25 protein-coding genes and 1 tRNA gene are annotated in these 19,650 nt (G+C 71.2%); 20 read left to right on the top strand and 6 right to left on the bottom strand.

The window, feature by feature from the left end; genetic code table 11:
• Window positions 1–24: 24 nt before the first annotated feature.
• Genes ACFU95_RS36655 through ACFU95_RS36640 form a run of 4 tightly spaced genes read right to left on the bottom strand, consistent with a single transcriptional unit; the run spans window position 25 to window position 4,145 of the window.
• Window positions 25–801, bottom strand: coding sequence for an SDR family NAD(P)-dependent oxidoreductase (locus ACFU95_RS36655; protein ID WP_383837266.1), 777 nt, complete (start codon window positions 799–801; stop codon window positions 25–27).
• A complete protein-coding gene (locus tag ACFU95_RS36650; RefSeq protein WP_383837263.1) occupies window positions 798–1,271 on the bottom strand; it encodes a cupin domain-containing protein in 474 nt (157 codons plus the stop codon). The genes ACFU95_RS36655 and ACFU95_RS36650 overlap by 4 nt, the downstream gene beginning before the upstream one ends.
• On the bottom strand, window positions 1,268–1,927 hold the full coding sequence (locus ACFU95_RS36645) for a GNAT family N-acetyltransferase (protein WP_383837260.1): 660 nt from the start codon (window positions 1,925–1,927) through the stop codon (window positions 1,268–1,270). Before ACFU95_RS36645 ends, ACFU95_RS36650 begins: the two co-directional genes overlap by 4 nt.
• The gene (locus ACFU95_RS36640) at window positions 1,920–4,145 is read right to left on the bottom strand and encodes a penicillin acylase family protein (protein ID WP_383837257.1); all 2,226 of its coding nucleotides are present in this window, start codon (window positions 4,143–4,145) and stop codon (window positions 1,920–1,922) included. The genes ACFU95_RS36645 and ACFU95_RS36640 overlap by 8 nt, the downstream gene beginning before the upstream one ends.
• A gap of 77 nt (window positions 4,146–4,222) precedes the next feature.
• Here ACFU95_RS36640 and ACFU95_RS36635 point away from each other — a divergent pair, with 77 nt between their 5' ends.
• The 7 genes from ACFU95_RS36635 (at window position 4,223) to ACFU95_RS36605 (ending at window position 8,611) form a co-directional block, all read left to right on the top strand.
• Window positions 4,223–4,945 (top strand): siderophore-interacting protein, encoded by a 723-nt coding sequence (locus tag ACFU95_RS36635; protein WP_383837316.1) that lies wholly within the window; start codon window positions 4,223–4,225, stop codon window positions 4,943–4,945.
• A 48-nt stretch (window positions 4,946–4,993) separates the two neighbouring features.
• Window positions 4,994–5,587 carry an HhH-GPD-type base excision DNA repair protein gene (locus tag ACFU95_RS36630; protein WP_383837254.1) on the top strand — a complete coding sequence of 198 codons (594 nt, stop codon included), beginning with the start codon at window positions 4,994–4,996 and terminating at the stop codon, window positions 5,585–5,587.
• A gap of 139 nt (window positions 5,588–5,726) precedes the next feature.
• Complete coding sequence (locus tag ACFU95_RS36625) at window positions 5,727–6,428, top strand: HdeD family acid-resistance protein (RefSeq protein ID WP_383837251.1); 702 nt, start codon at window positions 5,727–5,729, stop codon at window positions 6,426–6,428.
• Between the two features lie 86 nt (window positions 6,429–6,514).
• Window positions 6,515–6,889, top strand: coding sequence for a hypothetical protein (locus tag ACFU95_RS36620; RefSeq protein WP_383837248.1), 375 nt, complete (start codon window positions 6,515–6,517; stop codon window positions 6,887–6,889).
• Window positions 6,890–6,942: 53 nt separating this feature from the next.
• Window positions 6,943–7,068: a hypothetical protein gene (locus tag ACFU95_RS36615; RefSeq protein WP_383837245.1), complete on the top strand. Its 126-nt coding sequence runs from the start codon at window positions 6,943–6,945 to the stop codon at window positions 7,066–7,068.
• A gap of 487 nt (window positions 7,069–7,555) precedes the next feature.
• Window positions 7,556–7,852 carry a type II toxin-antitoxin system VapB family antitoxin gene (locus tag ACFU95_RS36610; protein ID WP_003999914.1) on the top strand — a complete coding sequence of 99 codons (297 nt, stop codon included), beginning with the start codon at window positions 7,556–7,558 and terminating at the stop codon, window positions 7,850–7,852.
• Window positions 7,853–7,987: 135 nt separating this feature from the next.
• Entirely contained in the window at window positions 7,988–8,611 is a 624-nt protein-coding gene (locus ACFU95_RS36605; protein ID WP_383837313.1) for a LytR C-terminal domain-containing protein, read from the top strand.
• Window positions 8,612–8,674: 63 nt separating this feature from the next.
• On the opposite strand, the gene upp is transcribed toward ACFU95_RS36605, so the two are convergent.
• Window positions 8,675–9,310, bottom strand: coding sequence for a uracil phosphoribosyltransferase (gene upp, locus ACFU95_RS36600; RefSeq protein WP_383837242.1), 636 nt, complete (start codon window positions 9,308–9,310; stop codon window positions 8,675–8,677).
• A gap of 138 nt (window positions 9,311–9,448) precedes the next feature.
• Between upp and ACFU95_RS36595 the strand changes: the two genes are divergently transcribed.
• From ACFU95_RS36595 to ACFU95_RS36555, 9 genes are all read left to right on the top strand, one after another.
• The gene (locus ACFU95_RS36595) at window positions 9,449–9,634 is read left to right on the top strand and encodes a hypothetical protein (RefSeq protein WP_383837239.1); all 186 of its coding nucleotides are present in this window, start codon (window positions 9,449–9,451) and stop codon (window positions 9,632–9,634) included.
• A 315-nt stretch (window positions 9,635–9,949) separates the two neighbouring features.
• Window positions 9,950–10,477 (top strand): hypothetical protein, encoded by a 528-nt coding sequence (locus tag ACFU95_RS36590; RefSeq protein WP_383837310.1) that lies wholly within the window; start codon window positions 9,950–9,952, stop codon window positions 10,475–10,477.
• Between the two features lie 65 nt (window positions 10,478–10,542).
• A complete protein-coding gene (tadA, locus tag ACFU95_RS36585; protein WP_383837307.1) occupies window positions 10,543–10,974 on the top strand; it encodes a tRNA adenosine(34) deaminase TadA in 432 nt (143 codons plus the stop codon).
• 72 nt (window positions 10,975–11,046) lie between these two features.
• A tRNA-Ser gene (locus ACFU95_RS36580) sits at window positions 11,047–11,131 on the top strand.
• Between the two features lie 134 nt (window positions 11,132–11,265).
• The gene (locus ACFU95_RS36575) at window positions 11,266–11,445 is read left to right on the top strand and encodes a hypothetical protein (RefSeq protein ID WP_383837236.1); all 180 of its coding nucleotides are present in this window, start codon (window positions 11,266–11,268) and stop codon (window positions 11,443–11,445) included.
• Window positions 11,446–11,479: 34 nt separating this feature from the next.
• The gene (locus ACFU95_RS36570; RefSeq protein ID WP_383837233.1) at window positions 11,480–11,773 is read left to right on the top strand and encodes a Dabb family protein; all 294 of its coding nucleotides are present in this window, start codon (window positions 11,480–11,482) and stop codon (window positions 11,771–11,773) included.
• Window positions 11,774–11,938: 165 nt separating this feature from the next.
• Window positions 11,939–12,793, top strand: a complete 855-nt coding sequence (locus ACFU95_RS36565; RefSeq protein WP_383837230.1) for an RNA polymerase sigma factor SigF — start codon at window positions 11,939–11,941, stop codon at window positions 12,791–12,793.
• A 268-nt stretch (window positions 12,794–13,061) separates the two neighbouring features.
• Window positions 13,062–13,949: an RNA polymerase sigma factor SigF gene (locus tag ACFU95_RS36560; RefSeq protein ID WP_383837227.1), complete on the top strand. Its 888-nt coding sequence runs from the start codon at window positions 13,062–13,064 to the stop codon at window positions 13,947–13,949.
• A 49-nt stretch (window positions 13,950–13,998) separates the two neighbouring features.
• A complete protein-coding gene (locus tag ACFU95_RS36555; RefSeq protein ID WP_383837224.1) occupies window positions 13,999–14,760 on the top strand; it encodes a hypothetical protein in 762 nt (253 codons plus the stop codon).
• A gap of 12 nt (window positions 14,761–14,772) precedes the next feature.
• Here ACFU95_RS36555 and ACFU95_RS36550 read toward each other — a convergent pair whose 3' ends face one another.
• Window positions 14,773–14,973: a hypothetical protein gene (locus ACFU95_RS36550; protein WP_383837221.1), complete on the bottom strand. Its 201-nt coding sequence runs from the start codon at window positions 14,971–14,973 to the stop codon at window positions 14,773–14,775.
• 206 nt (window positions 14,974–15,179) lie between these two features.
• On the opposite strand from ACFU95_RS36550, the gene ACFU95_RS36545 reads away from it, so the two are divergent.
• The 4 genes from ACFU95_RS36545 to ACFU95_RS36530 all read left to right on the top strand — a co-directional run bounded on the left by ACFU95_RS36545 (window position 15,180) and on the right by ACFU95_RS36530 (window position 19,603).
• Window positions 15,180–15,629 carry a MarR family winged helix-turn-helix transcriptional regulator gene (locus ACFU95_RS36545; RefSeq protein ID WP_383837218.1) on the top strand — a complete coding sequence of 150 codons (450 nt, stop codon included), beginning with the start codon at window positions 15,180–15,182 and terminating at the stop codon, window positions 15,627–15,629.
• 23 nt (window positions 15,630–15,652) lie between these two features.
• A complete protein-coding gene (locus tag ACFU95_RS36540) occupies window positions 15,653–18,181 on the top strand; it encodes an MFS transporter (protein ID WP_383837215.1) in 2,529 nt (842 codons plus the stop codon).
• 113 nt (window positions 18,182–18,294) lie between these two features.
• Window positions 18,295–19,128 carry a YceI family protein gene (locus ACFU95_RS36535; protein ID WP_383837212.1) on the top strand — a complete coding sequence of 278 codons (834 nt, stop codon included), beginning with the start codon at window positions 18,295–18,297 and terminating at the stop codon, window positions 19,126–19,128.
• Window positions 19,129–19,132: 4 nt separating this feature from the next.
• Complete coding sequence (locus ACFU95_RS36530; protein WP_383837209.1) at window positions 19,133–19,603, top strand: PPOX class F420-dependent oxidoreductase; 471 nt, start codon at window positions 19,133–19,135, stop codon at window positions 19,601–19,603.
• Window positions 19,604–19,650 lie beyond the last annotated feature (47 nt).

Raw genomic sequence — 19,650 nt, 5'->3', positions numbered from 1 at the left:
GGGCGGCCCCGAATCCGCCCGCACTCACCACGTCGGCCGAGCCGACACCCCGCCGTCCACCACCAGATCGTGCCCGGAGATCCACGAAGCGAGCCCCGACGCCAGGAACACACACGCGTCCCCCACGTCCTGCGGCCGCCCCAGCCTCCCCACGGGAGCGGCCGACCGCCACCTCCGCACCCCCTCCGGCCACGCCTCCTCCAGCCCCTCGCGACCGATCAGCCCGGGGGACACCGTGTTGACCCGGATCCCGAGACGCCCGTACTCCAGCGCGGCTGCCCGGGCATGCGTCACCACCGCCGCCTTCGACGCGGAGTAGTGGGCGTGCAGGGGTGCCGGATGCGTGGCCTCGATGGAGGCGATGTGGGTCACCGAGCCGCCGGCAGGCGCCTGCCCCCGCATGACCTCGACCGCCGCCTGCGTGCACGCGAAGACGCTCGACAGGTTGGTGTCCACGACCGCCCGCCACTCCCGCACCCCCATCCCGGCCAGCTCCCGCGTCGGCTGCACACCGGCGTTGTTGACCAGCGCCGTCAGCCGGCCGCCACCCCACTCGGCGGCCTCGCCGACCAGCCGCCGGCACGCGTCCTCGTCGGTCAGGTCGCCCCGCAGCACGACCGCCCGCCCACCCGACTCCCGGACACGGGACGCCACTTCCTCCGCCGCCGCCACCGCCGTACGGCAATGGAGCACGACCGCCGCCCCCTCCTGCGCGAACCGCGACGCGATACCCCGCCCGATGCCGCCGCCCGCGCCCGTGACGAGGGCGACCTGTCCTTCGAGGAGTCCGCGTCCGCTCATGGACGGCACAGTGCCGCGATACGCGCGGCCTCGGCGGGATAGCGCGCCGTCAGTTCCGCCAGGTCGCCGTGCTCGTAGCCCTCGTAGGTGAACCCGGGCGCCATCGTGCAGCCGAAGAAGGTCCAGGACCCGCCCGCCACCACCCGCGCGCCCATCCAGGTACCGGCGGGCACGGTGAGCTGGATGTGCTGGCCTCGCAGGAGGTCGGGGCCGAGCACGGCGGTGCGGGACGTGCCGTCGGGGGCGAGGAGCAGGAGTTCCAGGGGGTCGCCCAGATAGAAGTGCCAGATCTCGTCGGACGGCAGGCGGTGCAGGGCCGAGAAGTCGCTCGCGGTGAGGAGCACGACTATCGCCGACCCCTGCGGGCGCCCGTCGGCCTGCTCCGGTCCCGCCCAGGTGCGGCGGAACAGCCCGCCCTCCCGCGGGATCGGCTCCAGTGCGTAGTGCGCGACGAGGTCTTCAGGGGTCACGCCGGGAAGGCTACCCCCCGGTCGAGAAACGCCAGTTGGGCGTCCTTCCGCGGTATGTACACCTCCGGGAGGTCGACCTCCGGCAGCACGACCGCCGGCCCCGCGGTGAAGCCCTGCTTGAGGAAACGGTCGATGGCCTTCTCGTTGCGCACGTCGGGGTCCACCACGACCCGCTGCCGGTCCAGGGTGAGGAAGACGTACGACGTCATGACCGTCAGGAGCGCCGCGGTCCAGCCGGGCCGCCCGCCCCCGGCCCCGGCGGGCGCCAGCAGCAGGTGGACGCCGATGTCGCCGGGGCGGACGTCGTAGCACGCGCTGACGCGGTCGGCCTCCGGCTCGTACGTCTGCAGGAGTGCGACCGGGTCGGCGTCCCGCAGGACCAGGAAGGCGTGGTGGGTGTCGAGGGTGTCCATGTGGGCGTAGATCTCGGCCACCTGGTCCCTGGTCAGGCCGTTCATCCCCCAGAAGGCGGCCCGTTCCTCGGTGACCCAGCCGTGGACGATGCCGGCGTCGGTGTGCGGGACGAGGGGGCGGATGCGGACGGTGCCCAGGCCGTCGACCGCCTGCTCGTGCACCGGTTCGCGGACGGGCCTGCTGACGACCGCGGGCGACTCGGACAGCTCAGACAGTTCAGACAGCTCAGACAGCTCAGACATCGGATTCCTTCTTGAGCTTGGTGAAATCGGTGAGGACGGGGGCCAGTTCTCCCCCGAGCCACAGGGGGAGTTGGTCGCGGTGGTGGGGCGAGCCGGGAACTCCGGACGCACCGAGCGGGACCACCCAGCGGCTGGCCTCACGGTCGGCCAGGTCCCAGACGTAGCGGGCGGCGGGGCCGCGGGCGCTCAGGTCGGTGAGGCCGGGTACGGCCGAGGTGCACAGCACGCAGTCGTGGTCGCCGGAGAGGCCGGGTGCGTCGTACGAGGGGTCGGCCAGCGCCCGCCAGGGGGCGAGACGGTGGGTGTCGGCCCAGGTCCGCCCGGCTGCGGCGGGCTGCTCCGCGGCCACCTCCTCGACCGCCGCGCGGACCGTCTCAGTGCGGTCGATGTCGTACAACTCCTGAGCGCGCAGGAGGTGTTCGAGGGCGAAGCCGATGCGGGGGAGCAGGGCCAGCCAGGGCAGGAGGATCTCCGGGTAGGCGGGCGGGACGGACAGCGCGGCGAAGGCCGGGTGCGCGGCCAGTCGCCGTACGACCGCCCCGCGCAGCGCCGCGTACACGGCGGCCGCCTCGCTGTCCGCGTCCATGCGGCGGTCCCAGTCCAGGAGGGTCTGCCGGATGCGGGCGGCCGCGGGGGTGAGGTGGGCGACGGTGCTCAGGAGGTCCAGCAGCGGCGCCGCGGAGGCCAGTCGGGTGTCCATGTGGATCGCCGGCATGTCGGCGGCCGACCAGCGGTCCTTCTCCCCCAGCAGGGCCGTGACGCGGTCGGCGCGGTGCGGCGGGGCGAACTCGACGCCCAGCGGTGCGGCGAGGCCGCGCTGGTTGGCCATGGCGGCGACGCCGTCGACGAGCCCGCCCCGGGGCGTGTCGTGCCAGCCCTGCCAGTCGTGGCCGGGCTCCCAGGCGGGAACGAGCCGGACACGGTTGGCCGCGGACCGCACCGGCACCTTCCCGGCGACGCGGTGCAGCAGGCCGCCCTCGGTGTCGGCGGCCTGGACGACGTTGACCGGCTCGGCCCAGCGGTCGACGGCACGGTCGACGTCGGCGACGCGACGGGCGCGCAGGAGGGGGAGGAGGGCGCTGAAACCCAGGTCGGAGGTGACGCGGGGCGGGTAGCGGAGGGCGACGGCCAGCGGCGGGGTGGTGTCGTCCAGGGGGCTGGGGAGCTCGCTGGAGAAACCTTCCTGCAAATCGGGGAGCCCGTCCCCGAGACCGGGAAGGCCCTCCGGCAGGGCGGCGGACCCCTCCGGCAGGTCGGCGAACCCCTCCGGCAGGTCGGCGGACCCGTCCGGCAGTCCCTCCGGCCCCCCGATCACCACCGGCCCCCGCTCCGTCTCGATCACCTCGACCTCGACCGGCTCCTCCCCCGCGACCTGGACCACCTCGGTGTGCCGGGCGGCGCGGCGCCAGACGCCGTCCGGCCCGAGGGCCTCCACCCCCGCCCCGGTACGCCGCAACCGCTCCCGGTACAGGTCCTGGTAGTCGGCCATGGCGTTGGTGATGGCCCAGGCGACCGTGCCGGTGTGGCCGAAGTGGGCGATGCCGGGGACGCCCGGGACGGCGAGGCCGATGACGTCGAACTCGGGGCAGGAGAGGTGGATCTGCTGGTAGACGCCGGGTTCCTCGATGAAGCGGTGCGGGTCGCCGGCGATGATCGCGCGTCCGGTGACGGTCCGTTCGCCGCTCACCAGCCAGCCGTTGCTGCCGGAGGTGGCGGGCCCGTCCGTGGCGAACAGCCGGACCGCGTCGGCGCCGAGATGCCGTACGACCTGCTCGCGCCAGAGCTTGGCCGGGAAGCCGGCGAAGAGGATGTGGATGCCGAGCCAGACGCCGAGCGGGGTCCAGGGCTCCCAGCGGCCGGGGGCGAGCCCGGTCCGCGCGAACTCCGGCGTACGGCGGGCGCCTTCGACCAGCCCCTCGTTCACCCCGTCGACGTACGCCCGCACCCACCCCGCCGACTCCGGGTCCCGTCTCTCCAGTTCGGCGAAGCAGCGTCTCGCGGTGTCGTCGAGGCGGGCCCGTCTGACGAACCGGTCCCAGGGCAGGGCCTCGGCCCCGAGAAAGGACGCGGACGTTCCCTCGGACCTGTGCCGCTCCACCTCCAACTGCCAGGCCCGGTCGAGGGCGGTGACGCGGCCCTGCACCCGGGCGAGTGCCATCGCGTCGTCCGCGCGAAGGTGCGGAATGCCCCAGGCATCACGGAAGATCTCGCCGGTCACCTGTGCCCCTCCTTTGCTTTAGGTTAGCCTTGCCTAAGTCATTGGTGCAGGAATGGTACGTGAAGGGTGAACAAGCCATGGGGCAGGGGCACGGCTGGGAAGGCGCGGTCCTCAAGCTGCTGCGCGCGAAGGACTTCGTGTTCACGGTGACGGGCGCCGAGGACGTCACCGAGCACTACCGCCGGGTCCACCTCACGGACGGCGGCATGCTGGCCGCGACCGGCGTCCACCCCACCATGTGGGTCCGGCTGTGGTTCGACAACGCGGGCAAGCCGCACCAGCGTGCCTACACCCTGGTCGACCCGGACCCGGCGGCCGGCACCTTCAGCCTGGAGTTCGCCCTGCACGAGGGGTGCGCCAGCGACTGGGCACGGACGGCGAAGCCCGGCGACACGATCGAGGCGACGATCCACGGCACGGGCTTCGAGCAGCCCGAGCCCGCCCCCTCCCATGTCTTCGCCGTCGCGGACCCGGCCTCCCTGCCCGCCCTCAACTCCCTCCTCGCCGCCCTGGACCCGTCCCCGGCCACGGTGTGGTTCGAGGGCGACGGGCAGGACGGCCTCCCCTTCCGCACCGAGCCCTCCCGCCACGACATACGGACGCTGCCCAGGCGCGACGCCGGCGCCCACCTCGTCGCCCAGGTGAAGGAGGCCCTGCCCGACCTCCTCGAGGGCGCCTCCGACCCGTACGTCTGGATCGCCTGCGACACGGCGACGACCCGGGCCCTGACGTCGTACGTCCGCAAGGAACTGGGTCTGCCGAAGCAGCGGGTGAACGCGCTGGGGTACTGGCGTCCCTGACCCGGCCCACGGCTGCGGGGCCGGAGGCGAGGGGGCATGATCGGGGGCATGGACGTCACCCTTCACCTCGCCCAGGACCCCGAGGCCGACGAGCTCCTCGGCCGCAGCCCGCTCGCCGCGCTGGTCGGCATGCTGCTGGACCAGCAGGTTCCGATGGAGTGGGCGTTCAAGGGGCCGCGCACCCTCGCGGACCGGCTCGGCGCGGACGACCTGGACGCGCACGACATCGCCGCGCAGGACCCGGAGGCATTCGGCGCCCTGCTGTCCGAGAAGCCGGCCGTGCACCGCTACCCGGGGTCCATGGCCAAGCGGATCCAGCAGCTGTGCCAGTACCTCGTCGAACACTACGACGGTGACGCCGAACTCGTCTGGAAAGGCGTCGAGGACGGCCGCGAACTGCTGCGCCGGCTGGAGGAGCTGCCCGGCTTCGGCAAGCAGAAGGCACAGATCTTCCTCGCCCTGCTGGGCAAGCAGCTGGAGGTCCGGCCCAAGGGCTGGCAGGAGGCCGCGGGCGCCTACGGCGAGACCAGGTCCTTCCGCTCCGTCGCCGACATCACCGGCCCCGAGTCCCTGGCCAAGGTGCGCGCGCACAAGCAGGAGATGAAGGCGGCGGCCAAGGCGGCGAAGGCCGCGGGGAAGTAGTCACGGCGGTGGGGCGGTAGCTACGGCGGCGGGGGACGTCCGGCCGACGGGGTGACCGGGCGGCGTACCCGGACGGTGCCGTCATGCGAGTGGCCCGTCCCGAATGGCGGGGTGGGCCGGGTCGTTCCCAGCATGGGTCATGACCGAGTCACCGACCGGCGATCCATGGGGCCGGGACTACGACGACCGGCGGGTCCACGCCGGGCAGCCGCCCGGGACGGGGCCGGGCACGGGCAGGGGTACGGGCCCGGGTACGGCCCATGAGCCCGAGCCGCCCCTCGAAGGAACCCTGCACGCCCTCTCCCGCGCCGCCTGGCAGGTCGTCCTCGGCACCGGCGTCTGCTCGCTGGTCCTGGGCGTCCTGGTCCTGGTCTGGCCGGACGCGCCGCTCTTCGTCTCCGGTGTGCTCTTCGGCCTCTACCTCCTGATCAGCGGCGTGTTCCAGCTGGTCTCGGCCTTCGGCACGCACCGGACGACCTCGCTGCGGGTGCTGGCGTTCATCAGCGGCATCCTGTCGGTCGTCCTCGGTCTGTTCTGCTTCCGCCGCCCGATGCAGTCGATCCTGCTGCTCGCCCTGTGGATCGGCATCGGCTGGCTCATCCGCGGCATCTCCCAGCTGCTGGCCGCCGCCTCCGACAAGTCCATGCCGGCCCGCGGCTGGCAGATCTTCCTGGGGATCGTCACCGTCATCGGCGGCATCGTGCTGATCGACTCCCCGATCGAGTCGGTCACCGTGCTGATGTGGCTCGGCGGGTGCTGGCTGGTGGTGGTCGGCGTCGTCGAGATCGCCATCGCGCTCCGCATCCGGGGGCGGGCCCGCCAGGTCCCGCACGAGCTGTGATACGCGCCGCGAGCCGGTACGCCGTGTGGGCGGTTCTCGCCCCGTACGGGATGAACCGCGTACGGCAACCGGGGAGATGACTTCCCGTGAGTACCGCGAGTACCGCACGATGCCGCTCACGCAGCCGCGCCTGGCTGCGGGTCCTCGTGCTGCTGCTCGCCCTGCTGGTGCCGGGCGCCCACGCCCAGGCACACGCCCTGCCCGTCGTGACCGGTGCCTCGGGTGCCTCGGGTTCGGGTTCGGGTTCGGGTTCGGGTGAGATCGCCGAGCACGACGCCCTGGACCCGGCCCTGCGACCGCCGGCCCGCGGCGACCGGCGCGGCACCGTACGGCCCGCACGGCCGGGTACCGGCTCGCTGCCGGAGGCCGCGCGCGGCGTCCGGGCGTGCGGGCGCCACAGCGCCCCGCCACGGGCGCCGTACGTCTCGCACATCCTGCGCACTGTGGTCCTGCGCTGCTGACCGACCCCGCCACGAGGTCAGTCAGCAACGACACGAGGAGCAGGAGCACAGCCATGCCCACCGACCACTACGCGGTCCTGCGCGCCCTGCTGCGTGCGGAAGTCGTACGCAACACGCCGAAGCCGCAGACGAAGAAGCAAGAGCCGCAGCATCCCCCGAAGGAACGGGAGCGCGGCTGACGCGGGCGCGGCGGAGGCGGGCTTCTCCGTTCCCCGCCTCCGCCGCGCCGTACCGAGGGGCGATCGGGTGATCTCCCGCCGAGGACCTGGACAGGCCGCTCCCGATGACCTGTTCGACGACGGAGGGCTGCTCCTTCTGCTCCCTTGCCCTCAGCTCCCCGGCCTGTCCACAGCCTGTGCATACCGCCCGTACGGCGCGGACGCCGGCCCCTTTCGGCGTACGGGGGCTGGTTGTCAGCCCGTCCGGCGTTTGAGGACGAGGCCCTTTCGGGGCCGAAGCGGGGGTCTGGGGGCGCAGCCCCCGGGGATGGGACAGGGGGATGGGACGGGTAGGGGCGGCGGGGGCGAGATCCACCCGGCCGCGTCACCGATTCGGCCGCCACTTCCTCCGGCTTTGCTGGTTCGTCCCGTTTTGCTATCGCTTTTCCAGCGGCGCACTCCGGCGTCATGGCTGCGCCCGGAAGGTCTTGACCGGTAGGCTTTCCGTGTGATCTTCAAGCGCATCGGAAACGGCCGGCCGTACCCCGACCACGGCCGGGAAAGCACCCGGCAGTGGGCGGACGTCGCGCCGCGCCCGGTCCGCCTCGATCAGCTCGTGACGACCAAGGGTCAGCTCGATCTGGAAACGCTGCTCGCCGAGGACTCCACGTTCTACGGCGACCTCTTCGCGCACGTCGTGAAGTGGCAGGGCGACCTCTACCTGGAGGACGGCCTCCACCGCGCGGTGCGGGCGGCGCTCCAGCAGCGCCAGGTGCTGCACGCGAGAGTCCTGGAACTGGACTGACCCCGGGGCGACGCGACCGGGGCGTCAGCTGTTGCCCCTTTCGGGTTGGACCGCGCCGCCTCGAATGATCATCTAGTAGGCATTGCCGCTCGGGCGCACTACGCTGCGCCCATGAGCATGCTGACTCCCCCGGGCATGGGCGGCCAGTACCGGATCAAGGGGGACAAGTACCCGCGGATGCGCCGCCCCCGGCGACGCGGCAGGCTCGTCGTCGTCACCGTCGCCTCCGCCGCCGCGCTCGGCATGATCGGCTGGGGCACCCTGCAACTCATCGACGTCTTCACCGGCGGCGGCGGAAAGGCCTCGGCGGCCGGTCCGAAGGCCGACTGCGAGGCCGGGGCGACCCCCTCGGCCACGGCCGCCGACCCCGCGAAGCTGCCCGCGCCGGGCAAGATCACCGTCAACGTCTTCAACGCCACGACCCGCAGCGGCCTCGCCAAGCAGACCGCGGACGAGCTGAAGAAGCGCGGCTTCAAGATCGGTGACGTGGGCAACGCGACCAAGGAGTTCGACAAGAAGGTCAAGGGCACCGGGCTGTTCCTGGGCCCGGCCGCGTCCCTGAACACCTCGCTGCCGGTCCTCGCCACCCAGCTCGGCACCGCCGAACGCCGTACCGACGCGGCCCGCAAGAACGCGACCGTCGACCTGATCATCGGCGACAAGTTCAAGGAGCTGGCCAAGAAGGCGGACGCCGACAAGGCGCTGGCCGCCCTGGCCAAGCCCCGGCCGACGCCCGGCGCTTCGAAGAACGGCTGCTGAGCGACGCCCCCAAGGGGCGCGGGGAAGCCGCTCCTTGCTCGGCCGACCCTTACTCGGCCACCGTTACTCGGCCGCCCCGTAAAGACGGTCTCCCGCGTCTCCCAGCCCCGGCACGATGTACCCGTGCTCGTTCAGGTGGTCGTCCACAGCGGCCGTCACCACCGTCACCGGCGTCCCCGCCAGCTCGCGCTCCATCAGCTCGACGCCCTCGGGCGCGGCCAGCAGCACCACGGCCGTCACATCGTCCGCGCCGCGCTTGATGAGCTCGTGGATCGCCGCGACCAGCGTGCCGCCCGTGGCAAGCATCGGGTCCAGGACGTACACCTGACGCCCGGAGAGGTCCTCCGGCATGCGCGAGGCGTACGTGGAGGCCTCCAGCGTCTCCTCGTTGCGGATCATGCCCAGGAAGCCCACCTCGGCGGTCGGCAGCAGCCGGACCATGCCGTCCAGCATGCCGAGGCCGGCGCGCAGGATCGGCACCACCAGCGGGCGCGGGTGCGAGAGCTTGACGCCGGTGGTGTCGGTGACCGGGGTCGTGATGTCGACCGCTTCGGTGCGCACGTCCCGCGTGGCCTCGTAGGCGAGCAGGGTGACCAGCTCGTCGGCGAGCCGACGGAAGGTCGGGGAGTCGGTGCGCTGGTCGCGCAGCGTGGTGAGCTTGTGGGCGACCAGGGGGTGGTCGACGACGTGGAGACGCATGTCCACAACATTAACCGGGCCGGATGGGCCCAGCGCCCTCACACGCAGCAACCCGTAGGCCAACACCTCGTCCTGGCGCTGGCATCAAACCGCCCATCAGAGGGAAAGTGGGAGGGACATACCGGGGGTGGTGTGCCTGTGCCTGACCGTGAGTCCACCGCGGACACCGCGCGGGAGGAGGCGGACGCCGTGCGTCGTCGGCGCCGCGCCCAGTTCCTGCGGGAGCTCGCCGAGGCCCGCGCCCTGCGGGACCGCGTCCAGCCGCGCCGCGCCAAGGCGGCCCGCCTGCGCCACGCCCTGCGCATGCGAACGTTCCGCTGGTAGAGCGAGCCGCCGGAAAAGATCCCCGCCCTTCGGGGGCGCCTGAGCGGTGGCCGTGCGTGGACGGCTGGAAAAGCCGCGTACGATCCGCACGTGGCGGCAACGAGTGCGCTGGTGAGTCCTTCACGGACATGCTCGCGGACCCTCTCGGGCCAACGCGATCAAAAGTGCCGGACACAGGGAGCCGAAGACGTCCCCTGAACGCCTTGTTTCTGCCACGATTCCGAGTGGGTGGGCTCGGAGCACAGCTCTCCCCGCCCCCAACCTCCGCCGGGGGGACCCCCAACCGGCACGCCTATGACCAGTGGGAGAGTCACGGTGTACTTCGCCGCACTGCTCGCGCGCACCGAAGACGGGTGGGAAGCGAGCGACACAGAGCTCGATGATGTGGAGACCCTGTCGGACCTGGCCGACCTGGCCCGTGAAGCCTCGCCCGAGGACGACACGGTCCTCGTGCTCATCGAGCAGGAGGACGCCTGGTTCGGGGTCGTCCGGATCGATGGCGAGGAAGACCCTCGCATCTACGTCTCGGACGCCGCCGCCGCTGCCCGCAGCAGCTACGGGGAGATCCTGCTCACCGACGAGTTGCTCGGAAGGGAGCCCGGTGACGACAGCGACCTGGACGCCCTGGACCTGGACGGCACGGAGGAGCCCGACGGCGACTCCGACGACGACGAGGACGGCGGTTCCGCGGACGCCGTTCCGCACAGCCCCGTCGGCGATACCGAGATCCTCGGCGACCTCGGCGTCAGCGAGAAGGAGCTGAAGGCCCTGGACGCCGAGGACGCGCTCGGGGCGATCGCCGAGGCGCTGGGTGCCTCGGAGGTGCTGGAGACCGTCCGCTGACCTCGTCCGAGCAGGGGCCGACGCCCGAGGTGCCCGACCCCGTACGCGACCGCTGGCGGGCCTCGATGCGGCTCGCCCTGGACGAGGCCGAACTGGCCGTCCGGGGCGGGGACGTCCCCGTCGGCGCCGTCGTGCTGTCCGCCGACGGTACGACCGTGCTCGCCGTCGGTCACAACGAGCGCGAGGCGACCGGCGATCCGACCGCCCATGCCGAGGTCCTGGCGATCCGGCGGGCGGCGGCGGAGCTCGGGGAGTGGCGGCTCGCCGGCTGCACGCTCGTCGTCACACTGGAGCCCTGCACCATGTGTGCCGGGGCGCTCGTGCAGTCCCGGGTCGACCGGGTCGTGTACGGCGCCCGGGACGAGAAGGCCGGTGCCGCGGGCTCCCTCTGGGACGTCGTACGCGACCGGCGGCTCAACCACCGGCCCGAGGTGATCGAGGGCGTGCTCGCCCAGGACTGCGCCCGGATTCTCACGGAGTTCTTCCGGGATCGGTGAGACGGGTTCGGGGTACGAGCTCGGCGAATACCGATTTCGGGGCATGGCCCCGTGTGCTGTAAGGTCTCCCTCGGTAGCGTGTCCGAGCGGCCGAAGGAGCTCGCCTCGAAAGCGAGTGTGGCGCAAGTCACCGAGGGTTCAAATCCCTCCGCTACCGCCGAAGAAGGGCCTCGTCGACAGACGGGGCCCTTCGTGCTGTTGATCTCCCGTAAGGCGCGAAGGTTACACTCACCGCCGGTAACAGGGGGCTCTTTCGGCTCATTCGGCACAGCAGGCACAGGGGAGGCCGCGATGGCGGCGAATTCGAAGAAGATCGCCGTCTACGTGCTCGTGGTCTTCGTGTTCTACGTGATCATCACGGACCCGAAAGGGGCAGCCGGCTACGTGCAGATAGGGTTCGAGGGCATATCGGACGCCGCCCAGGCCATCGGCGACTTCATGACATGGATCGCCAACGGAGGCGACAGCTGAGGCCTGCCGTGGGCCACACCTTCCGGGAGTACGCATGATTCGCCACCTGGTCCTCTTCAAGCTCAACGAGGGCGTCCAGCGCGACGACCCCCGGGTCGTGGAGGGTGTCGAGGCCTTCCGGTCGCTGGAGGGCAAGATTTCCGAGATCCGGCACTGGGAGCTCGGCTGGAACATCAGCGACCGTCCCATCGCCTACGACTTCGCGATCAACTCCGCCTTCGAGGACGCCACCGCCCTGCGCGCGTACGCGGAGCACCCGGAGCACCAGGCGGGCGTCACGCTGTGGCGGGAGTTCGCCACCTGGGTGATCGCCGACTACGAATTCTGAGCCGCCGTACCCCGGTCCCGCCCCGGACCCCCAGAGCCCTCCGCCGGAACGGCGGGGGGCTTTCGCGTGTCTTGCGCAGCGATCCATTCCCAACACGGGATTATGCGGTACTTGAACACAATGAACTGTCTTGTGATGCTATGACCGCTTTTGACGGATGAGTTGATGGATCACGAGGTGGAGTTGACCGTGCCGGCCAGTACTGCGCCTCAAGCCCCGACCCAGGAGGACACCCCCGCACCCACGCCGCCCCGCAGTCGCGGCGCGGACACCCGGGCGCTCACCCAGGTGCTCTTCGGGGAGCTCAAGGAGTTGACACCGGGCACGCCGGAGCACAACCGCGTGCGCGGGGCGCTCATCGAGGCCAACCTCCCGCTCGTGCGCTACGCGGCCGCCCGCTTCCGCTCCCGCAACGAGCCGATGGAGGACGTGATCCAGGTCGGCACGATCGGCCTCATCAACGCCATCGACCGCTTCGACCCGGACCGGGGCGTGCAGTTCCCGACGTTCGCGATGCCGACCGTCGTCGGCGAGATCAAGCGGTACTTCCGCGACAACGTCCGCACCGTCCACGTACCGCGCCGGCTGCACGAGCTGTGGGTCCAGGTGAACAGCGCGACCGAGGACCTGACGACCGCCTTCGGACGCACCCCCACCACCTCCGAGATCGCCGAGCGGCTGCGCATCACCGAGGACGAGGTGCTGTCCTGCATCGAGGCCGGGCGGTCGTACCACGCGACCTCACTGGAGGCCGCCCAGGAGGGCGACGGGCTGCCCGGACTGCTGGACCGGCTGGGCTACGAGGACCCGGCCCTGGACGGCGTGGAGCACCGGGACCTGGTCCGGCACCTGCTGGTGCAACTCCCCGAACGCGAGCAGAGAATCCTTCTTCTGCGCTACTACAGCAACCTCACCCAGTCACAAATCAGTGCGGAACTCGGGGTCTCCCAGATGCACGTTTCGAGGCTACTCGCGCGTAGCTTCCAGCGATTGCGTTCGGCGAACCGGATCGACGCGTAACCGCAAACAGGAGCGACCGGTAACCGTCACGAGCGAATCGCTCACCAGGGCGGATCCCGACAGTTCTGGGCCGAAAGACCGTCAGACCCCCTTTATCCAGGGCGGATTCAAGTCTCACATGTCGACATGTCACTACAGCGTGTTGCCGACATGTGACATTCTTCGGGAAGCGCGTTTGCCGTGGCTTCGGCTCCGGTATTCAGGTGAAGGCTGACGTTCCTCGATCGGAGCGTTCGCCACGACCGTCCCGCGACCCAAAGGGGGTGGCATGTCCGCAGACCAGGGCAGCTCGAAGGTGCTCACGCTCACAAAGAGCGAGTCCGCGCCCGACGCCGCGCTCGACGACGTTTCACCCCTGGAGGCCGTTCCGGCCCCAGCCCTGACGGCATCGGAGTCCATCGACACCCGCACCCTGTCCCGCTCCCTGTTCCTGCGGCTCGCCGCACTGGACGAGAACAGCCCCGAGCGTGCCTACGTCCGGGACACCCTGATCGAGCTCAACCTCCCCCTCGTGCGCTACGCGGCGGCCCGCTTCCGCTCGCGCAACGAGCCGATGGAGGACATCGTCCAGGTCGGCACCATCGGCCTGATCAAGGCGATCGACCGCTTCGACTGCGAACGGGGCGTGGAGTTCCCGACGTTCGCGATGCCGACGGTGGTCGGCGAGATCAAGCGGTTCTTCCGCGACACGTCCTGGTCGGTGCGCGTGCCGCGCCGGCTCCAGGAGCTGCGCCTGGCCCTCACCAAGGCCAGCGACGAGCTCTCCCAGAAACTGGACCGCTCCCCGACGGTGACCGAACTCGCCGCCGTGCTGGGCGTGTCCGAGGAGGACGTCGTCGACGGCCTCGCGGTCGGCAACGCGTACACCGCCTCCTCGCTGGACTCCCCGGCCCCGGAGGACGACGGCGGCGAGGGCTCCCTGGCCGACCGGCTCGGCTACGAGGACACCGCCCTGGAGGGCGTCGAGTACCGCGAGTCCCTCAAGCCGCTGCTGGCCAAACTGCCGCCCCGTGAGCGGCGGATCATCATGCTGCGCTTCTTCGCCAACATGACCCAGTCGCAGATCGGCGAGGAGGTCGGCATCTCCCAGATGCACGTCTCCCGACTGCTGACCCGGACCCTGGCGCAGCTCCGCGAGGGCCTCATCTCCGACTGACCCCTTCCGCTCCCTTCATATTTGACGGGGCGTCAGCCACCATGGCCCGATGCCTCGCCGGATATGGACGACCACGACACCTGGCCGTCGGTGCGCCCTGATCGGCGCGTCGACGGCCGTCGTCTGCCTCGGCGGGATGCTGGCCGCGTGCGGAGGCGGCGGGAGCGGTGACGGGTACGTCGCGACGGGTGCGGCGGGTGGACCGCCCAGCGTGTCCGGTACGGCCGCCGCGCCGACGGGCGAGGTGACGCTGGTGCCGCTGGACGAACCGCCGAGCGGTGCCCCCACCGGCAGCAGCGGTTCGAGCAACTCGACCGGCCGGCAGGGAAGTCAGGGGGCAGCGTCCCCGGCTTCACCCGGAGGAGATCAGGACCCGGCCCGGCCTTCGAGCGGCCCCGTTTCCACGGCCACCGCAAGCGGCGCGGCCCCACGACCGGGAAGCTCACCCGAGCCCTCGGCCTCCTCGACGCCCCCGGGCTCGGCGACTCCCCCGGCACCCGCCTCGCCGGCGAAGCTCACGGTGGGCGACCCCGTACGGGAGCCCACGGACAAGCGCTGGTGCGAGAAGGTCACCCTCGGCTTCCGCAACTCGGGCGGTACCGCCGTCCGTTCCGGCACCGTCACCTTCGGCACGCACGTCATCGGTGCGCTCGGCATCGACTGGGCGACGATCGAGTCCACGCGGAAACTCCCGGCGCCGATCGGAGCCGGGACGGACAGGGAACAGACCTGGACGGTGTGCGTCGACGCATGGCAGGTGCCGCTCGGCATGCACATCGAGACGCGGGACGTCACCGTCCGGTGGGAGTAGCGGCCGTACGGCCTACTTGAACGCCAGCCACGCCACCGCGGCGACGATCGCCACGGCGACGACGACGCCGAGGATCAGGCCGATGCGGGGACCGGAGGAGGCGGCGGCCTGCTGCTGGCGCCCGCCCTGCGGGCCCTCGTCGACGAACGCGCGGAACATCTGGGTGTTGCCTGCGGGGTCGTGGTTGCCCTGGGGGCCCTGGGTGTTAGCCATGGCCTGAGACCCTAGCGAATTAGCCCGTTCGGCCCAAGTGGGGGCTCCCGCCCTGCACAGGGGGTCACAGGACCCACCCCACCTGCACATTTACGGTCGCAATACTTGCCTTTGCCAAGTTTTTGCGGCCCAGTCCACCCTTTTTGTTTGCCTGTAGCAACCAACCGCTTCTATGGTTGCCCTAAGCAACAAACGACGGAGGTGTGATGGCCGAGCAGGCGCAGTACGAGGAGCTGGTGCGCCAGTTCAGCGCCTTCGGCGCCGTGAAACGGGAGATGGGACGGACGCTGCCGTCCGACTGCCCCTCCGGTTCCGCCGCCGTACTGACGTTGCTGGCCCGCCACGGGGAGATGCGCATGAGCAAGCTCGCCGAGCTGCTCGCCGTGGACATGTCGGTCACCAGCCGCCATGTCACCCACGTCGCCGAGCGCGGCTGGATCGAGCGCTCCCCCGACCCGGCGGACAAACGAAGCCGCATCCTCCGCCTCACCCCGGCCGGTGAGGACCGGGTGCGGGAGATGTCCCGGCGGACCACGCAGCTGCTCGCCGAGCGGCTGAGCGACTGGACCGACGACGACGTCGCCGAGCTCACCCGACTCATGGCCCGGCTCAGGGCCAGCTTCGACGACTGCCGTACACCCGCGATCACCCAGTGATGACCAGCAAGAGAAGGAAGCCCATGGCAACGACCACACCAGCCGGTGTGCGGGCTCACGCCAAGCCCTCAGGGGGCGCCCACGCCGACGGCGCTCCGATGTCGCACCGGCAGATCATGGAAGCGCTGACCGGGCTGCTGCTCGGCATGTTCGTCGCGATCCTGTCGTCGACGATCGTCTCCAACGCCCTGCCCGACATCATCAAGGACCTCGGCGGCGGCCAGAGCGCCTACACCTGGGTGGTCACCGCGTCGCTGCTGGCGATGACCGCGTCCACCCCGCTGTGGGGCAAGCTCGCCGACCTGTTCTCCAAGAAGCTGCTCATACAGCTGGCGCTGGTCATCTTCGTGGCCGGTTCCGCGCTGGCCGGTCTGTCGCAGAACGCCGGGATGCTCATCGCGTTCCGCGCGGTGCAGGGCATCGGCATGGGCGGTCTGTCCGCGCTGGCCCAGATCATCCTGGCCGCGATGATCTCCCCGCGTGAGCGCGGCCGGTACAACGGCTACCTCGGCGCCACGTTCGCCACCGCGATGGTCGGCGGTCCGCTGATCGGCGGTGTCATCACCGACACCGACTGGCTCGGCTGGCGCTGGTGCTTCTACGTCGGCGTGCCCTTCGCCGTCGTCGCCCTGATCGTGCTCCAGCGCACCCTGCACCTGCCGGTCGTGCGCCGGAAGGTCAAGGTCGACTGGGCGGGCGCGTTCTTCATCACCGCCGCGGTCTGCCTGCTGCTGGTCTGGGTGACCTTCGCCGGTGACAAGTACGACTGGCTGTCCTGGCAGACCGGCGCGATGACGGGTGGCGCGCTGGCACTGCTCCTGATCTTCATCCTCGTCGAGTCCAAGGCGAGCGAGCCGATCATCCCCCTGCGGCTCTTCCGCAACCGCACCATCACCCTCGCCTCGCTGGCCTCCCTCTTCGTCGGCATCGCGATGTTCGCGGGCACGATCTTCTTCAGCCAGTACTTCCAGCTGGCCCGGAACGAGTCGCCGACCATGTCCGGCGTCCTGACGATCCCGATGATCGTCGGCCTGTTCGTCTCCTCGACCGTCTCCGGCCAGGTCATCACCCGCACCGGCCGCTGGAAGGCCTGGCTGCTGGCCGGCGGTGTCCTGGTGACGGCGGGCCTCGGACTCCTCGGCACGATCCGCTACGACACCGAGTACTGGCACGTCGCGATCTTCATGGCCCTACTGGGTCTCGGCGTCGGCATGATGATGCAGAACCTGGTCCTTGCCACGCAGAACCAGGTGGACCCGAGCGACCTGGGCGTCGCCAGCTCGGTCGTGACCTTCTTCCGCTCCCTCGGCGGTGCCATGGGCGTCTCGGCCCTGGGCGCGGTCCTCAGCCACCGCATCACGCACTACGCCGAGGAGGGCCTGACCAAGCTGGGCGTGCAGGGCTCGTCGGGCCACGGTGAGATACCGGACCTCGACGCGCTGCCCGCGCCCGTCCGCACGGTCATCGAGAGCGCGTACGGCCACGGCGTCGCGGACGTCTTCCTGTACGCCGCGCCGATCGCCTTCCTCGCCCTCCTGTTCGCCCTGTTCATCAAGGAGGTCCCGTTGAAGACGAAGGGCGCCCTGGCCCAGGCCGCCGAGGGCAGCGAGCCCGGCACGCCGGAGCCCGTCGAGGCCGCGGGCGCCGGCACCGCGCCGGCCGCCGCGCAGGAGCGGGTCCCGAGCTGGGCCACCCCCGCCGCCGACACCGAGGTCTCGGCGGAGGGCACTCAGCGGCTCGCGGCCGTGGCCACGGTGGCCCGCCCCGAGGCGACCACCGGTGCGTCCGGCGGCGTCCCGGTCAGCGGCTTCGTGCGGGGCGCCGAGAGCGCGCCCGTGCCGCAGGCGGCGGTCACGCTGATCTCGCTGGCCGGCCGCCAGCTCGGCCGGTCGGTGGCGCAGGCCGACGGTGCCTACGCCGTGGACGCGCCCGGCGCGGGCTCCTACGTCCTGATCGCCTCCGCCGACGGCTTCCAGCCGCAGGCCTCCACGATCGTGGTGAACGGCGAGGAGCCGGTGGCGTACGACATCCTGCTCAGCGGCACCAGCGGCCTGAGCGGTGTGGTCCGGGCCGCGGGGAGCGCGCTGGCCGTCAAGGACGCGATGGTGATCGTCACCGACGTCCGCGGGGATCTGCTGGCGACCGCCGCCACCGGGGAGCAGGGCGAGTTCAGCTTCGCCGAGCTGGTGCCGGGTGCCGTGACCGTCGCGGTGAACGCCGCCGGGTTCCGGCCGCGCGCCCTGCCCGTCGAGATCGGCGGCACCGGGGTCACCCGGATCGAGGTCGACCTTGAGGCAGGAGCCCAGGTCCAGGGCGTCGTACGGGCGCCGCACGGTCCGCTGGCCGACGCGCGGGTCACCCTGGTCGACGCGGCGGGCAACGTGGTCGGCACGGCGACGACCGGGGCGGACGGGGCGTATGCCTTCACCGACCTGGACGGCGGCGAGTACACGGTCATCGCGACGGGATACCCGCCGGTGGCGACGGCGCTGACGGTGACCGGCCGCGGCGCGGACGACCACGACATCACGCTCGCTCACCCAGGCGAGTAGTCGAACCCCGGCCCGTGGTGGGTGGCGGCACGCTCTGAGCGGAGGTGTGTCCGCCCGCCACGGGCCGGCTTCTTTATGGCCAATTTGTAAGTCTTTGCAGGGAGTTGGACGGGATGGGACTGACGGGACTGACCGCGAGGATCCGCACCCGGGACGGATGGGCCGTGTCGCACGCGGTCGTCACGGTGACCGACACGACCGGAACGCAGGTGCTGCGGGCGGAAGCCGACGCGGAGGGGACGGTACGGGACGCGAATCCGCTGGCCCCCGGGGCGTACACCGTCATCGTGACCGCCGTCGGCTACGCGCCCGCCGCCGCGAGCGCGATCGTCACCGCGAGCGGGCGGGCCGAGGTCGGCACGGTGACGCTGGCCCGGCAGGGCGGCACGGAACTGCCGCCGCCCGGACCGTGGACCGTCGACCCGGCGCACTCCAGCGTGGCCGCCGTGGCCCAGCACCTGGGGATCTCCAGCGTGCGGGGCCGTTTCACGCACTTCTCGGGCGCCATCGAGATCGCGCCCGACGACGTCACCAAGTCCCGGGTGGAGGCGGTGATCCGGGCCGACTCGATCGACACGGGCAACGACATGCGGGACGGGCATCTGAAGTCGCCGGACTTCCTGGACGTGGAGCGGTACCCCGAGATCACCTACCGCTCGACGGGGGTCACGGCCGCCGTCGGCTCCGACCGCTGGACCGTGCACGGCGAACTCGGCATGCACGGCGTCGTACGGCCCGTGGACCTGGACCTGGCCTACCTCGGTACGGGGGCCGATCCATGGGGCGGGACACGGGCGGCGTTCCGGGCGACGACGGAGCTCCACCGGGACGACTTCGCCATGAACTACAACCAGGTCGTCCAGGCCGGCATCGCGGCCATCGGGACGACGCTGAAGGTGGAGCTGGACATCCAGGCGGTGCAGGGGGAGTCGCTGCCCCTAGGCTGAGTTCATGGCACCGAACATCGCGACGAACACCCGCGTTTCACTCGAAGAGCTGCTGGACTTCGTACGGCCTCGTCATCGCGCCCTGCTGCTGACCCGGCGTGCCGACGGCAGCCCGCAGGCCTCGCCGTTGACCTGTGGGGTCGACGATGCGGGGCGGATCGTGGTCTCCACGTATCCCGAGCGGGCCAAGACGCGCAACGCCAAGCGGGACCCCCGGGTGAGCGTCCTGGTCCTCAGCGACGACTGGAACGGGCCGTGGGTACAGATCGACGGTTCCGCCGAAGTGATCGACTCGCCGGAGTCCGTGGAGCCGCTCGTGGAGTACTTCCGGAACATCTCCGGGGAGCACCCGGACTGGGACGAGTACCGGGAGGCGATGGTGAAGCAGGGGAAGTCGATCATCCGGGTCACGCCGGAGACATGGGGACCGGTGGCCACCGGCGGCTTCCCGGCAAGGCTGGCGTCCGAGGGCTAGTCACCACCGCCCGACACCACTCGACGGACGGAGTCCGGCGCAGCGCT

Source organism: Streptomyces sp. NPDC057623, assembly GCF_042800355.1.
Classification (GTDB): domain Bacteria; phylum Actinomycetota; class Actinomycetes; order Streptomycetales; family Streptomycetaceae; genus Streptomyces.
Note: the sequence above shows the minus strand (reverse complement) of the source record. Positions and strands in the feature narration are given on the sequence as shown.